This window comes from Streptococcus sp. 2579, from assembly GCF_013277195.1.
Taxonomy (GTDB): domain Bacteria; phylum Bacillota; class Bacilli; order Lactobacillales; family Streptococcaceae; genus Streptococcus.
In genome coordinates this window covers 40117-56275 of record NZ_VMMM01000007.1, presented here as the reverse complement: position 1 = coordinate 56275, position 16159 = coordinate 40117, and the positions used below count along the sequence as shown (strand labels likewise).

Sequence of the window (16159 nt, the reverse complement as noted above, 5' to 3'; positions counted from 1 at the left end):
TCGAAAGAAACAAAAATATTTTCGAAAGAAAGGTGTTTACGATGGTAAATACAGAAGTAGCAAGAACGACAATCAAGACAGAATATTTTGGTAGCCTTACTGAAAGAATGAACAAATATCGAGAAGATGTTTTAAATAAAAAACCTTATATTGATGCTGAAAGAGCAGTTTTAGCAACACGCGCTTATGATCGATATAAGGAACAACCTAATGTCCTAAAACGCGCCTATATGCTGAAAGAAATTTTGGAAAATATGACGATCTATATCGAAGAAGAATCTATGATTGCGGGAAATCAAGCTTCTTCCAATAAAGATGCTCCTATTTTTCCAGAATATACGCTAGAATTTGTTCTCAATGAGTTGGATCTTTTTGAAAAGCGTGATGGAGATGTTTTCTATATTACAGAAGAAACAAAAGAACAACTTAGAAGTATTGCTCCGTTTTGGGAAAATAATAATTTACGTGCTAGAGCTGGTGCCTTGTTACCTGAAGAAGTGTCTGTTTATATGGAAACAGGATTCTTCGGTATGGAAGGTAAGATGAATTCTGGAGATGCTCATTTAGCAGTTAACTATCAGAAACTGTTGCAATTTGGTTTAAGAGGTTTTGAAGAGCGGGCTCGTAAAGCGAAAGCAGCGCTAGATTTAACAGATCCAGCAAGTATTGATAAATATCATTTTTACGACTCTATATTTATCGTAATAGATGCTATTAAAGTATATGCAAATCGCTTTGTTGAACTTGCTAAAAGTTTAGCCGAAAATGCAAATCCTAAACGTAAGAAAGAATTACTTGAGATTGCAGATATTTGCTCTCGAGTCCCATATGAACCAGCAACTACTTTTGCAGAAGCTATTCAATCAGTTTGGTTTATTCAATGTATTTTACAAATTGAATCTAATGGCCACTCTCTTTCATATGGCCGTTTTGATCAATATATGTATCCATATATGAAGGCTGATTTAGAAAGTGGTAAAGAAACAGAAGATAGCATTGTTGAACGTCTAACAAATCTTTGGATTAAGACAATTACAATTAATAAGGTTCGCAGTCAAGCACATACATTTTCTTCAGCAGGAAGTCCTTTATATCAAAATGTTACAGTTGGTGGACAGACTCGAGATAAGAAGGATGCTGTTAACCCATTATCTTATTTGGTATTAAAATCAGTTGCACAAACCCATCTACCGCAACCTAATCTAACTGTACGTTACCATGCAGGTTTAGATGCTCGTTTCATGAATGAGTGTATTGAAGTGATGAAACTTGGTTTTGGTATGCCTGCATTTAATAATGATGAGATTATTATTCCTTCTTTTATTGCAAAAGGAGTATTGGAAGATGATGCTTATGATTACAGTGCCATTGGATGTGTTGAAACGGCAGTTCCAGGGAAATGGGGATATCGTTGCACAGGTATGAGTTACATGAACTTCCCTAAAGTTCTACTTATCACGATGAATGATGGAATTGATCCAGCTTCGGGGAAACGGTTTGCACCAAGCTTTGGTCATTTTAAGGATATGAAGAACTTTTCTGAATTAGAAAATGCTTGGGATAAAACACTAAGATATTTGACACGAATGAGTGTTATTGTTGAAAATTCTATTGATTTATCATTGGAACGAGAAGTTCCTGATATTCTATGTTCAGCATTGACTGATGATTGTATTGGTCGTGGAAAACACCTTAAAGAAGGTGGAGCAGTATATGATTATATATCAGGTTTGCAAGTTGGAATTGCAAATTTGTCGGATTCATTAGCTGCAATTAAAAAATTGGTATTTGAGGAAGAACGTATAAGCCCAAGTCAGCTTTGGCATGCACTGGAAACAGATTATGCCGGAGAAGAAGGTAAGGTCATTCAAGAAATGTTGATTCATGATGCACCTAAGTACGGTAATGATGATGATTATGCTGACAAATTGGTTACTGCTGCTTATGACATTTATGTTGATGAAATTGCTAAATATCCTAATACACGTTATGGAAGAGGTCCTATTGGAGGAATTCGTTATTCAGGAACATCTTCTATCTCAGCCAACGTAGGGCAGGGACGTGGAACATTAGCAACTCCAGATGGACGCAACGCGGGTACACCGTTAGCAGAGGGTTGTTCACCATCACATAATATGGATCAACACGGCCCTACATCTGTTTTAAAATCTGTTTCAAAATTACCAACAGATGAAATCGTAGGTGGGGTTCTCTTAAATCAGAAAGTAAATCCTCAAACGTTAGCCAAAGAAGAAGATAAATTAAAACTAATTGCTTTGTTACGAACATTCTTTAATCGTTTACATGGGTACCATATTCAATACAATGTTGTTTCCAGAGAGACGTTGATTGACGCTCAGAAACATCCTGAAAAACACAGAGATTTAATTGTTCGTGTTGCAGGATACTCTGCATTCTTCAATGTTCTTTCTAAGGCAACCCAAGATGATATTATAGGACGTACTGAGCATACTTTGTAAAATAAAGAGGTTCTTTTTATGGAATTTATGCTTGACACATTAAATTTAGATGAGATTAAAAAGTGGTCTGAAATTTTACCACTAGCTGGGGTAACTTCAAATCCTACTATTGCAAAAAGAGAGGGTTCTATTAATTTTTTTGAACGAATCAAAGATGTAAGAGAATTGATTGGCTCTACACCCTCTATTCATGTTCAGGTGATTTCTCAAGATTTTGAAGGCATCTTAAAGGATGCTCATGAAATTCGTAGACAAGCAGGAGATGATATATTTATCAAAGTCCCTGTTACTCCTGCTGGATTACGTGCAATAAAGGTGCTAAAAAAAGAGGGCTACCATATCACTGCAACAGCTATTTATACAGTTATTCAGGGATTATTAGCTATCGAAGCAGGAGCGGATTACCTAGCTCCATATTATAATAGAATGGAAAATCTGAACATTGATTCAAATTCTGTCATTCGTCAATTAGCTCTTGCTATTGATAGACAGAACTCTCCTAGTAAGATTTTAGCTGCATCCTTTAAAAATGTAGCACAAGTAAATAATGCTTTAGCTGCAGGTGCGCATGCTGTTACAGCAGGAGCAGATGTTTTTGAATCAGCTTTCGCCATGCCATCTATCCAAAAGGCGGTTGATGATTTTTCTGACGATTGGTTTGTTATTCAAAATGGTCGTTCCATTTAGATAGAGAGGAAATACATATGAGAATTTTTGCTAGCCCTTCGAGATATATTCAAGGGGAAAATGCCTTATTTGAAAATGCCAAATCAATATTGGATTTGGGAAATCGTCCTATTCTATTATGCGATCAGTTGGTTTATGATATTGTTGGAAAACGATTTGAAGATTACTTGCATAGGTATGGTTTCCATATTGTTCTGGCCCTATTTAATGGTGAAGCTTCTGACAATGAAATCAATCGAGTTGTTGCCTTGGCTGAGAAAGAAAATTGTGATAGTATTATCGGTCTTGGTGGGGGAAAGACGATTGATAGCGCAAAAGCTATTGCAGATTTGATTGAAAAGCCTGTTATTATTGCTCCAACAATTGCATCGACCGACGCACCTGTATCTGCTTTATCTGTTATTTATACAGATGAAGGTGCATTTGACCATTATCTATTCTATTCTAAAAATCCAGATTTAGTTTTGGTTGATACAAAAGTTATTTCACAAGCTCCTAAGCGTTTATTAGCGTCTGGTATTGCAGATGGTTTAGCAACTTGGGTTGAGGCGCGTGCAGTTATGCAGGCAAATGGAAAAACTATGTTGGGACAAGAACAAACGTTGGCTGGAGTTGCAATTGCGAAGAAATGTGAAGAAACGCTGTTTGCAGATGGTTTACAGGCTATGGCAGCTTGTGAAGCTAAAGTGGTGACACCAGCATTAGAAAATATTGTTGAAGCTAATACTCTATTAAGTGGCCTAGGTTTTGAAAGTGGAGGATTGGCTGCGGCGCATGCAATTCATAATGGTTTTACTGCATTGACGGGTGACATTCATCATTTAACACATGGTGAAAAAGTAGCTTATGGAACTTTGGTACAACTTTTATTGGAAAATAGACCTAAAGAAGAACTTGATAAGTATATTGAGTTTTACAAAAAAATTGGTATGCCAACAACTCTAAAAGAAATGCATTTGGATCAAGTTGGATATGATGATTTAATAAAAGTTGGTAAACAAGCAACTATGGAGGGTGAGACAATCCATCAGATGCCGTTTAAGATTTCGCCTTCAGATGTTGCTCAAGCTATCATCGCTGTAGACGCCTATGTAAATTCAAAATAAACAATAAGGACTACTGTTTTTAAAATGGTAGTCTTTTATTGATCCTCGTATTGAATCCGACGCTCTTCATAAATCAAAAAGCGACATAGGTTGTCGGCTATTTATTATAAATACATTAATGAGCATTCCAGTCGTATCTTCGGTCTAAAATTAGTATTTTGTGTTATAAGAGATAAGCTTCTTGTTTTGCTCTTTGATTTCCCGCATAACAATAAGATAAAAGAGTGGGTGATAGAGCAATTCAGAGCCATCAAAATTAATGAAATACAGTATACAGTTTTTTCTTTTAACACATTTCAAATTCCCTCAAAAATGGTATAATAGTAACATCACAAAATTGGAGAGAGACCATGAGTTTTTACAATCATAAAGAAATTGAGCCTAAGTGGCAGGGCTACTGGGCAGAACATCATACATTTAAGACAGGAACAGATGCATCAAAACCTAAGTTTTATGCTCTTGATATGTTTCCTTATCCGTCTGGAGCGGGTCTGCACGTAGGACATCCAGAAGGTTATACCGCAACGGATATCCTCAGCCGTTACAAACGTGCGCAAGGCTACAATGTCCTTCACCCAATGGGTTGGGATGCTTTTGGTTTGCCTGCAGAGCAATACGCTATGGATACGGGTAATGACCCAGCAGAATTTACAGCGGAAAACATTGCTAACTTCAAACGCCAAATCAATGCGCTTGGATTTTCTTACGACTGGGATCGTGAAGTCAATACAACAGATCCAAACTACTACAAATGGACTCAGTGGATTTTCACCAAGCTTTATGAAAAAGGCTTGGCCTATGAAGCGGAAGTACCAGTAAACTGGGTTGAGGAATTGGGAACAGCCATTGCCAATGAAGAAGTGCTTCCTGATGGAACTTCTGAGCGTGGAGGCTATCCAGTTGTCCGCAAACCAATGCGCCAATGGATGCTCAAAATCACGGCCTATGCGGAGCGTTTGCTTAATGACTTAGATGAACTTGATTGGCCAGAGTCTATCAAGGACATGCAACGCAACTGGATTGGTAAATCAACTGGTGCCAATGTAACTTTTAAAGTTAAGGGAACAGACAAGGAATTCACTGTCTTTACCACTCGTCCTGATACCCTTTTCGGTGCTACTTTCACTGTTTTGGCTCCTGAGCATGACTTGGTTGATGCTATCACAAGTTCAGAGCAAGCAGATGCAGTAGCAGAATACAAACACCAAGCCAGCCTCAAGTCTGACTTGGCTCGTACAGACCTTGCTAAGGAAAAAACAGGAGTTTGGACTGGTGCTTATGCCATCAACCCTGTCAATGGTAAGGAAATTCCAATCTGGATTGCCGACTACGTCCTTGCTAGCTATGGTACAGGTGCGGTAATGGCTGTGCCAGCCCACGACCAACGTGACTGGGAATTTGCCAAACAATTTGATCTTCCAATCGTCGAAGTCCTTGAAGGTGGAAATGTAGCAGAAGCTGCCTACACAGAAGATGGCCTTCATGTCAATTCAGACTTCCTAGATGGTCTCAACAAAGAAGACGCTATTGCCAAGATTGTGGCTTGGTTGGAAGAAAAAGGCTGTGGACAAGAGAAGGTTACTTACCGTCTCCGCGACTGGCTCTTTAGCCGTCAACGTTACTGGGGTGAGCCGATTCCTATCATTCATTGGGAAGATGGAACTTCAACAGCTATTCCTGAAAATGAATTGCCACTTGTCTTGCCTGTAACCAAGGACATCCGCCCTTCAGGTACAGGGGAAAGTCCATTGGCTAACTTGACAGATTGGCTTGAAGTGACTCGTGAAGATGGTGTCAAGGGTCGTCGCGAAACCAATACTATGCCACAATGGGCAGGTTCAAGCTGGTACTACCTCCGCTACATTGACCCACACAATACTGAGAAATTGGCTGACGAGGACCTCCTCAAACAATGGTTGCCAGTAGATATCTACGTGGGTGGTGCAGAGCATGCTGTTCTTCACTTGCTTTACGCTCGTTTCTGGCACAAATTCCTCTATGACCTCGGTGTTGTTCCAACTAAGGAACCATTCCAAAAACTCTTTAACCAAGGAATGATTTTGGGAACCAGCTACCGTGACCACCGTGGGGCTCTTGTGGCAACTGACAAGGTTGAAAAACGTGACGGTTCTTTCTTCCATGTGGAAACAGGGGAAGAGTTGGAGCAAGCACCAGCCAAGATGTCAAAATCTCTCAAAAACGTTGTTAACCCAGATGATGTGGTGGAACAATACGGTGCCGATACCCTTCGTGTCTATGAAATGTTCATGGGGCCACTTGATGCTTCGATTGCTTGGTCAGAAGAAGGTCTGGAAGGAAGCCGTAAGTTCCTTGACCGTGTTTACCGCTTGATTACAAGTAAGGAAATTGCTGCGGAAAACAATGGCGCTCTTGACAAGGTTTACAATGAAACGGTCAAAGCTGTCACAGAACAAATTGAGTCCCTCAAATTCAACACAGCCATTGCCCAACTTATGGTCTTTGTCAACGCTGCTAACAAGGAAGACAAGCTCTATGTGGACTACGCCAAAGGATTTATCCAATTGATTGCTCCATTTGCACCTCACTTGGCAGAAGAACTCTGGCAAACAGTTGTGGCAACAGGTGAGTCAATCTCTTACGTGGTTTGGCCAACATGGGACGAAAGTAAATTGGTTGAAGACGAAATCGAAATCGTCGTCCAAATCAAAGGAAAAGTCCGTGCTAAACTCATGGTTGCTAAAGATCTATCACGCGAAGAATTGCAAGAAATTGCTCTCGCTGATGAAAAAGTCAAAGCAGAAATTGACGGTAAGGAAATCGTGAAAGTGATTAGTGTACCGAATAAATTGGTTAATATTGTTGTGAAATAATATAGGAATCCTTCAGAGTAGAATCTGGGGGATTTTTTATTTGACAGGAAGTTTCTGTTTTGTTAATATAATTAACAAAGGAAAGAGAGATTATGGATAAAAAAGAATTTATTGCATTTAATAATCGTTTCAATAGATTTATTTTAGCGTTTGACCAGTTAAAAAAAAATCAACATAAAAGTGGTGTTGACAAATCCATTACTTTGAATGAGGTACATTTGATTGTTGTGATTGGGGAAAATCAGCCCTTAAATCTAGTAAAATTATCTGAATTATTAGAAGTTTCGAGAAGTGCAATAACTCAAAATGTTAGAAGATTGATTCAAAAAAATTTAGTTGTTTTTGATTTTGATCCGAATAATGGGAAAAATAAATATTTGAGATTATCTGAAAAAGGCATCGAAATTTTAAAAATCCATAAGGAGCAACAAGCACATATTGAAAAATCGGTCTTTTCAGTTTTAAACAACTATAGCGAGATGGAACTTCAAACAGTTGTGAAATTGATGGATGATATTGAAAAGGTGTGGGGAGAATTACCGTGGTAAAAGTCGCGGTAAATTTTAAATTTAGTTGTTAAGTGTATTAACAAAAAGGAGAAGGTATGACTGTAAACATTGAACTGATTTCACAAACTGACTTAGCAGATGAATCTTTTTATATTACTATCAATGGTTTAGAACCAAGGACAAGGTATTGTGTAGAAATGCACCTGTCTGATTATTACTGTATAAATGCTCCCTTACTTTTAGATCATGATGTTATGTGGAAATCAACTGCCATTTTTTTATCTGATCAGGACGGTATGATTGATACCTCTCAGACAGCATCTATTTCAGGATCTTATAAAGGCGTTTCAGAAATGGGCTTATTCTTTAATGCGAAACCGTTGAAGAATAGGAAAAGGAGATTACCTAGTTCTCTTGATAGAATTCCATTGCGAGATTGTTTTGGTGTTGAAATTAAAATCAAGATGGGGAAAGATGTGATCGCGGAGCAAAGTTTCGTAAGGCGTTATATGAATCTGGGAGTAAGATATCAAGATATCTATGATAAGCATTTTCAAGGTCGATTATTTTATGATGAAAAGTTAAGAAGGGCGCCAGCCGTGATTATTGTTAGCGGTAGTGAGGGAAGAATTGAAAAAGCTCAGAATATTGCCCAACTTTTATCTTCAAGAGGCTATATTTGTCTTGCGATAGCTTATTTTGGTTTAGAGGGATTACCCCAAGATTTAGAACGAATTCCAATAGAATGTCTGGAGGAGGCGAAAGATTTTCTATATCATCATCCTCAAGTTGATAATACAAAAATAGGAATATATGGTCGCTCTAAAGGAGCAGAGCTTGTTCTGGCTGGACAAAGTATTTTGGAAGATGTGCAATGTTTGGTACTCAATTCCCCCTCAAATGTAATATTTGAGGGAATAAAGGGAAAATTCAACTCTCATTCATCTTCTTGGACATATTTGCAAAAAGAACTTCCGTATCAAAAATTTCAGTTAGGAGATTATTTGTTAAACAAGTTTTTTGGAAAACATATTCCTGAAGATAGTAGGGCTCAGATTGATGTGAGTAAAATTTCCTCTCCTTTATTATTACTAGGAAGCGATGTTGATGAAATATGGAATGCATCATCCGCGATAGATGATATCATTTCACATTATAAAGGGGAATCCATTTTGTTTAAAAAATACCATGAAACAGGGCATATGTTGACGGTTGCTTATCAACCGAATCATCGTTATCGAAAAGATTGGCGCTTATTAATGAAAGAAAGTGTAGACTCTTGGTTTGCTACGATAAATTTTTTTGATACACATCTGAAAAATTTGTAGATAGTGCTGAACCGTAATAGTCCTAACTAAGATAAAAACACAGTTCTGGTTGGTAGTCCAGTCTACAAAAGCAAACACTAAAACAAGAGAAATTTGAATACAAACAGTAAAAAATAGAGAGAAGCATAAGGGGCATTACCTCACTCGTTCCCATATTTGATTATTCCTCCATAAAGTGGATGGATGATTTTTATAAGAGGAGTTTGCATTATTGAATAGAAAACCAAGTGTTTCCTAAAATTTTCATTGAGATATGTTATACTATATTCAATAAGTGAATAAGGAGAATGCTATGCCAGTAAATGAATATGGTCAGATAATTGGCGAGTCTTTAGTCGGTCACACGTCTGGTAAATTACCTGCTATTGATTTCTTAGAAGGGCGTTATGCTCGAATAGAAGCTCTTTCAGTGGAAAAGCATGCGGAGGATTTGCTAGCTGTTTATGGCTCTGATACGCCTCGGGAGATGTGGACCTACCTCTTTCAGGAACCGGTGGCAGACAGAGAGGAACTGGTTACTCTTTTAAATCAGATGTTGGCTCGTAAGGACCGTTTTTACTATGCAATCATAGACAAGGCAACTGGTAAGGCTTTGGGAACTTTTTCTCTCATGCGTATTGACCAGAATAACCGAGTAATAGAAGTGGGAGCTGTCACTTTTTCTCCAAAACTCAGGGGGACACGGATAGGAACAGAAGCCCAGTATCTCTTGGCTTGCTATGTCTTTGAGGAGCTTAACTATCGTCGCTATGAGTGGAAATGCGATGCCTTAAATCTGCCATCCAGACGAGCAGCGGAACGTTTGGGCTTTATTTATGAAGGAACCTTCCGTCAGGCAGTGGTTTATAAGGGACGGACGAGGGATACGGATTGGTTGTCTATGATTGATAAGGACTGGCCTCAAGTCAAAGCTCGTTTAGAAACATGGTTACGTCCTGAAAATTTTGATAAAAATGGACAGCAGTACAAGAGCTTGAGAGAGCTTTAAGAGGTGTTGACATGATAACCATTAGAAAGCAAGAAATTGTCAAGCTAGAGGATGTTTTGCATCTCTATCAGGCTGTCGGTTGGACAAATTATACCCATCAACCAGAGATGCTGGAGCAGGCCTTATCTCATTCATTAGCGATTTATGTGGCACTTGATGGCGATGCTGTGGTGGGCTTGATTCGTTTGGTTGGAGATGGATTCTCATCAGTATTGGTTCAGGATTTAATTGTTTTACCAATCTATCAGCGTCAAGGGATTGGTAGCGCTTTGATGAAAGAGGCTTTAGAGGATTACAAAGATGCCTATCAAGTCCAGCTGGTGACAGAACAGACAGAAAAAAACGTGGGATTTTATCGTTCTATGGGGTTTGAAACTTTATCCACCTATGATTGTACAGGAATGATTTGGGTAAACAGAGAAAAATAACAAAACTTGTTTTTCTTAAGCAAAGTTTAAGGCTGGTCTAGTATCATATAGTCATTAAATAAAGACCTCCTAACTTTATTTAATGAAATCCTAAAACTTTTTTTCATCATAATCTCCTAATGAAGTCACCCAATCAGGTGACTTTTTTTCGTGGTGAGGTGATGGTGATAGAAATTTTTTGCAAAATAGTAAAATTTGAGAAAAGTTAAGCTAGTTTTAAGCTTTGTCTTGTATCATATAGTTATTAAATAAAGACCTCCTAACTTTATTTAATAAAATCCTAAACTTTTCTTTTTCATAATAATCTCCCTTAACTCCACCCAATCAGGTGGAGTTTTTTGGCTCTATTTCAGGCTTTTGGGGACTATTCTAAAAATCATTTTTCGATATTTTTCGGTATTTTTCGGATTTTTGTCGGGGAATTGGCGGGGACTTTTTGAGATTTTGTCGGGGATTTTTTAGCGAATATGACTAAGAAATAGGTTTGTTATTACTTCAGCTACTTCAAACTCAATTTGATTGTAAAGGACTGTTAATTGAAGGACTGGAACTGCTGTAATAATGATTTTGCTTGTCTAGTAGTGGCGTATTAAATGAGGAGTGACATATAAGATTGTCTCTTCGTTTACTAAATCAAAATTTCTATGAAATTGATAGAATCCCTAATTTTCTTTTAAACTTGAAAGTCTTGTTGTAAAGTGGTTAAAGCTTGAGAAGCTGAGGATGTAAAGTTTTGACAAATTTTGTGAACTGTGGGATAATGGAGAAGAATTAAGGATTAGTTCTATATCATGGACTAGAAAAGACCCCAAGCTCACGACCAAATAAGCTTGGGGTCTTTTTTGACACTATCTATCTTTGTTTAGCCATTTATCGACTAAGCGAAGGATGACACCGACCACAATCGGTCCGATGATAGTTTTAAGGATTAGTTCCATCATGGGCTATCTCACCTCCTTTCGCAGGCGGTGTAGTAGTGCCGTAGAATATTACACCACATAAGTGTTAAACTCGGGAGTCACCAATCCAGTGGCTTTTTTGTTTGTGGGTTGGTTTTTTGATATAATAGAGCCATGAGTAGAATTTTAGATAATGAGATAATGGGGGATGAGGAGTTAGTAGAACGCACGCTCCGTCCTCAGTACTTACGTGAATATATTGGGCAGGATAAGGTCAAGGACCAGCTCCAAATCTTTATCGAGGCTGCCAAAATGCGGGATGAAGCTTTGGATCATGTTCTCTTATTTGGCCCTCCAGGACTTGGGAAAACAACCATGGCTTTTGTCATTGCCAATGAACTGGGAGTCAATCTCAAGCAGACTTCTGGCCCAGTCATTGAAAAAGCTGGTGACTTGGTAGCGATTTTGAATGACTTAGAGCCTGGGGATGTCCTTTTTATTGACGAGATTCATCGTTTGCCTATGTCAGTGGAAGAGGTTCTTTATAGTGCCATGGAGGACTTCTACATTGATATCATGATTGGGGCTGGTGAAGGTAGTCGCAGTGTTCATTTGGAATTGCCGCCTTTTACCTTGATTGGTGCGACGACACGAGCTGGTATGCTTTCCAATCCTCTACGGGCACGTTTTGGGATTACTGGTCATATGGAGTATTATGCCCATGCTGACTTGACAGAGATTGTTGAGCGGACGGCAGATATTTTTGAGATGGAAATCACTCATGAGGCAGCGTCTGAGTTGGCCCTACGTAGCCGTGGGACCCCTCGTATTGCCAATCGTCTCCTTAAGCGCGTGCGCGATTTTGCCCAGATTATGGGGAATGGGACTATCGATGATCTTATTACCGATAAGGCTTTGACCATGCTAGATGTTGACCATGAAGGTCTGGACTATGTGGACCAGAAAATCCTTCGTACCATGATTGAGATGTACGGTGGTGGCCCTGTCGGATTAGGAACTCTTTCTGTTAACATAGCAGAAGAGCGTGAGACAGTTGAAGACATGTATGAGCCCTACTTGATTCAAAAAGGCTTTATCATGCGGACGCGGTCTGGACGGGTGGCGACTGCTAAGGCATATGAGCACTTAGGTTATGAATATAGTGAAAAATGAGCAAGAAATTCTAGAGGCTTTTAGAAAAAATCCAGATATGATGGCTATTCTGACGATCATCCGAAACTTGGAGTTGACAGATTCCTGGTTGGCGGCAGGTTCTGTCAGAAATTTCATCTGGAATCTCTTGTCAGACAGACCAGCATTTGATCTTGAAACAGATGTAGATGTGATTTTCTTTGATCCGGATATTTCTTATGAGGAAACCTTATTACTGGAGAAAAAGCTGAGAGAGGACTTTCCTCAGTACCAGTGGGAGTTGAAAAATCAGGTCTATATGCACCAGCACAGCCCTCATACTGCTCCCTATAGCAGTTCCCGTGATGCTATGAGTAAGTATCCAGAACGGTGTACGGCAGTTGGACTGCGCTTGAATGAAGAATCCGCTTTGGAACTCTTTACTCCATACGGTCTGGATGATATTTTGAATTTTCAAGTTCGTCCAACTTCTCATTTTTTAGAGAATGAAGACCGAATGAAGCTCTATCAAACACGATTATCCAAGAAAAATTGGCAGGAGAAATGGAAAAATTTGATTTTTAAAAATACTTAAGGAAACTTTAAGCTAGGGAGTGTATACTAAGTCCATAAGTTAAGAAGACCTTAACTTAAACTCCTAAAACTTTTTCATAATAATCTCCCTATAAAATAGAGTCGCCCAATCAGGCGACTTATTTTTTTGAAAAATGGGCTTTGTGCCTGAGAATAATACTCAATGAAAATCNNTTTGAGGTTGCAGATAGAGCTGACGTGGTTTGAAGAGATTTTTGAAGAGTATAAATAGCTTAGTGATAGAAGAAAATAGGGAAATATGGTATAATGAAACGATAGATTTTTGAATAGGAATAAGATCATGTTTGGATTTTTTAAGAAAGATAAGGCTGTGGAAGTAGAGGTTCCGACACAGGTTCCTGCTCATATCGGCATCATCATGGATGGCAATGGCCGCTGGGCTAAAAAACGTATGCAACCGCGAGTTTTTGGACACAAGGCAGGCATGGAAGCGTTGCAAACTGTGACCAAGGCAGCCAACAAACTAGGCGTCAAGGTGATTACGGTCTATGCTTTTTCTACAGAAAACTGGACCCGCCCAGATCAGGAAGTCAAGTTTATCATGAACTTGCCAGTAGAGTTTTATGATAATTATGTCCCGGAATTGCATGCGAATAATGTTAAGATTCAAATGATTGGGGAGACAGACCGCCTGCCTAAGCAAACCTTTGAAGCTCTGACTAAAGCTGAGGAATTGACTAAGAACAACACAGGTTTGATTCTTAATTTTGCCCTCAACTATGGTGGACGTGCTGAGATTACACAGGCTCTTAAGTTGATTTCTCAGGATGTGTTAGATGCCAAAATCAACCCAGGTGACATCACAGAGGAATTGATTGGCAACTATCTCTTCACCCAGCATTTGCCTAAGGAGTTACGAGACCCAGACTTGATTATCCGTACTAGTGGAGAATTGCGTTTGAGCAATTTCCTTCCATGGCAGGGAGCCTATAGTGAGCTCTATTTTACGGATACCTTGTGGCCTGATTTTGACGAGGCGGCCTTGCAGGAAGCCATTCTTGCCTACAATCGTCGTCATCGCCGATTTGGAGGAGTTTAGGAGGAAATATGACACAGGATTTACAGAAAAGAACCTTGTTTGCAGGGATTGCACTGGCTATTTTCCTACCGATTCTAATGATTGGGGGACTCTTGCTTCAGATAGCAATCGGAATCATAGCTATGCTAGCCATGCATGAACTTTTGAAGATGAGAGGTCTAGAGACCATGACTATGGAGGGCCTCTTGACCCTCTTTGCCACCTTTGCCTTGACCATTCCCTTGGAGAATTATCTGACTTTTTTACCAGTTGATGGGAATGTTGTTGCCTATAGTGTTTTGATTTCAATCATGTTAGGAACGACTGTTTTTAGCAAGTCTTATACGATTGAGGACGCTGTTTTCCCTCTTGCTATGAGTTTCTATGTAGGCTTTGGATTTAATGCTTTACTAGATGCTCGCGTTGCAGGTTTAGATAAGGCACTATTAGCCTTGTGTATCGTCTGGGCGACAGACAGTGGTGCCTATCTTGTTGGGATGAACTATGGTAAACGAAAGTTAGCACCAAGGGTATCGCCTAATAAAACCCTTGAAGGTGCCTTGGGTGGTATTTTAGGAGCAATTTTAGTAACCATCATCTTTATGATAGTTGACAGTACAGTTGCTCTTCCGTATGGAATTTACAAGATGTCCGTCTTTGCTATTTTCTTTAGTGTGGCTGGACAATTTGGTGATTTACTAGAAAGTTCGATCAAGCGTCACTTTGGTGTCAAGGATTCTGGGAAATTTATCCCTGGACATGGTGGTGTTTTGGATCGTTTCGATAGTATGTTGCTTGTATTTCCAATCATGCACTTGTTTGGACTCTTTTAATCAAAAGACGGAGGAAATACTATGCTTGGAATTTTAACCTTTATTCTGGTTTTCGGGATTATTGTAGTGGTGCACGAGTTCGGACACTTCTACTTTGCCAAGAAATCAGGGATTCTAGTGCGTGAATTTGCCATTGGTATGGGACCCAAAATCTTTGCTCACATTGGCAAGGATGGGACGGCCTATACCATTCGAATCTTGCCTCTAGGTGGCTATGTTCGCATGGCCGGTTGGGGTGATGATACAACTGAAATCAAGACAGGAACTCCTGTCAGTTTGACACTTGCTGATGATGGTAAGGTTAAACGCATCAATCTCTCAGGTAAAAAATTGGATCAAACAGCCCTCCCTATGCAGGTGACCCAGTTTGATTTTGAAGACAAGCTTTTCATCAAGGGCTTGGTTCTGGAAGAAGAAAAAACATTTGCAGTGGATCACGATGCAACGGTTGTGGAAGCAGATGGTACTGAGGTTCGGATTGCACCTTTAGATGTGCAATATCAAAATGCGACTATCTGGGGGAAACTGATTACCAACTTTGCAGGTCCTATGAACAACTTTATCTTAGGTGTCGTTGTTTTTTGGATTTTAATCTTCATGCAGGGTGGTGTCAGAGATGTTGATACCAATCAGTTCCATGTCATGCCTCAAGGGGCCTTGGCTAAGGTGGGAGTACCAGAAACGGCGCAAATTACCAAGATTGGCTCACATGAGATTAGCAACTGGGAAAGTTTGATTCAGGCTGTGGAATCAGAAACCAAAGATAAGACGGCCCCAACCTTGGATGTGACTATTTCTGAAAAGGGTAGTGACAAACAAGTAATAGTTACCCCAGAAGAAAGTCAAGGTCGATATCTTCTAGGTGTTCAACCGGGGGTTAAGTCAGATTTTCTATCCATGTTTGTAGGTGGTTTTACAACCGCTGCTGACTCGGCGCTTAGAATTTTATCAGCTCTGAAAAATCTGATTTTCCAACCGGATTTGAACAAGCTAGGTGGACCTGTTGCCATCTTTAAGGCAAGTAGTGATGCCGCTAAAAATGGAATTGAGAATGTCTTGTACTTCTTGGCAATGATTTCCATCAATATTGGGATTTTTAATCTTATTCCGATTCCAGCATTGGATGGTGGTAAGATTGTGCTCAATATCCTAGAAGCTATCCGCCGCAAACCATTGAAACAAGAAATTGAAACCTATGTTACCTTAGCCGGAGTAGTCATCATGGTTGTCTTGATGATTGCTGTGACCTGGAATGACATTATGCGACTCTTTTTTAGATAATCGA

The 16159-nt window shown here is 39.3% G+C and carries 14 protein-coding genes; 13 read left to right on the top strand and 1 reads right to left on the bottom strand.

The window, feature by feature from the left end:
- Positions 1–41 precede the first annotated feature (41 nt).
- The 8 genes from HT725_RS04185 to HT725_RS04150 all read left to right on the top strand — a co-directional run bounded on the left by HT725_RS04185 (position 42) and on the right by HT725_RS04150 (position 10378).
- Positions 42–2480, top strand: coding sequence for a glycyl radical protein (locus HT725_RS04185; protein WP_173253135.1), 2439 nt, complete (start codon positions 42–44; stop codon positions 2478–2480).
- Positions 2481–2498: 18 nt separating this feature from the next.
- Positions 2499–3167, top strand: a complete 669-nt coding sequence (locus tag HT725_RS04180) for a fructose-6-phosphate aldolase (protein WP_173253134.1) — start codon at positions 2499–2501, stop codon at positions 3165–3167.
- Positions 3168–3184: 17 nt separating this feature from the next.
- Complete coding sequence (locus tag HT725_RS04175) at positions 3185–4273, top strand: glycerol dehydrogenase (protein WP_173253133.1); 1089 nt, start codon at positions 3185–3187, stop codon at positions 4271–4273.
- A gap of 350 nt (positions 4274–4623) precedes the next feature.
- Entirely contained in the window at positions 4624–7125 is a 2502-nt protein-coding gene (gene leuS / locus HT725_RS04170) for a leucine--tRNA ligase (RefSeq protein ID WP_173253132.1), read from the top strand.
- 92 nt (positions 7126–7217) lie between these two features.
- A complete protein-coding gene (locus HT725_RS04165) occupies positions 7218–7673 on the top strand; it encodes a MarR family transcriptional regulator (protein WP_173253131.1) in 456 nt (151 codons plus the stop codon).
- 56 nt (positions 7674–7729) lie between these two features.
- Entirely contained in the window at positions 7730–8962 is a 1233-nt protein-coding gene (locus HT725_RS04160) for an acyl-CoA thioesterase/BAAT N-terminal domain-containing protein (RefSeq protein WP_173253130.1), read from the top strand.
- A gap of 292 nt (positions 8963–9254) precedes the next feature.
- Complete coding sequence (locus HT725_RS04155; protein WP_173219315.1) at positions 9255–9950, top strand: GNAT family protein; 696 nt, start codon at positions 9255–9257, stop codon at positions 9948–9950.
- A gap of 11 nt (positions 9951–9961) precedes the next feature.
- Positions 9962–10378, top strand: a complete 417-nt coding sequence (locus HT725_RS04150) for a GNAT family N-acetyltransferase (RefSeq protein ID WP_173219318.1) — start codon at positions 9962–9964, stop codon at positions 10376–10378.
- Between the two features lie 848 nt (positions 10379–11226).
- On the opposite strand, the gene HT725_RS04145 is transcribed toward HT725_RS04150, so the two are convergent.
- The gene (locus tag HT725_RS04145; protein WP_000970294.1) at positions 11227–11319 is read right to left on the bottom strand and encodes a type I toxin-antitoxin system Fst family toxin; all 93 of its coding nucleotides are present in this window, start codon (positions 11317–11319) and stop codon (positions 11227–11229) included.
- Positions 11320–11451: 132 nt separating this feature from the next.
- Here HT725_RS04145 and ruvB point away from each other — a divergent pair, with 132 nt between their 5' ends.
- From ruvB to rseP, 5 genes are all read left to right on the top strand, one after another.
- The gene (gene ruvB / locus HT725_RS04140; RefSeq protein WP_080982914.1) at positions 11452–12450 is read left to right on the top strand and encodes a Holliday junction branch migration DNA helicase RuvB; all 999 of its coding nucleotides are present in this window, start codon (positions 11452–11454) and stop codon (positions 12448–12450) included.
- Positions 12431–13003, top strand: a complete 573-nt coding sequence (locus HT725_RS04135) for a nucleotidyltransferase family protein (protein ID WP_173253129.1) — start codon at positions 12431–12433, stop codon at positions 13001–13003. Before ruvB ends, HT725_RS04135 begins: the two co-directional genes overlap by 20 nt.
- Positions 13004–13303: 300 nt before the next feature.
- Positions 13304–14062 (top strand): isoprenyl transferase, encoded by a 759-nt coding sequence (locus HT725_RS04130; RefSeq protein WP_000466722.1) that lies wholly within the window; start codon positions 13304–13306, stop codon positions 14060–14062.
- Positions 14063–14070: 8 nt separating this feature from the next.
- Positions 14071–14874 carry a phosphatidate cytidylyltransferase gene (locus HT725_RS04125; RefSeq protein WP_173253128.1) on the top strand — a complete coding sequence of 268 codons (804 nt, stop codon included), beginning with the start codon at positions 14071–14073 and terminating at the stop codon, positions 14872–14874.
- A gap of 21 nt (positions 14875–14895) precedes the next feature.
- Positions 14896–16155 carry an RIP metalloprotease RseP gene (gene rseP / locus HT725_RS04120; protein WP_173253127.1) on the top strand — a complete coding sequence of 420 codons (1260 nt, stop codon included), beginning with the start codon at positions 14896–14898 and terminating at the stop codon, positions 16153–16155.
- The last annotated feature ends 4 nt before the right edge of the window (positions 16156–16159 follow it).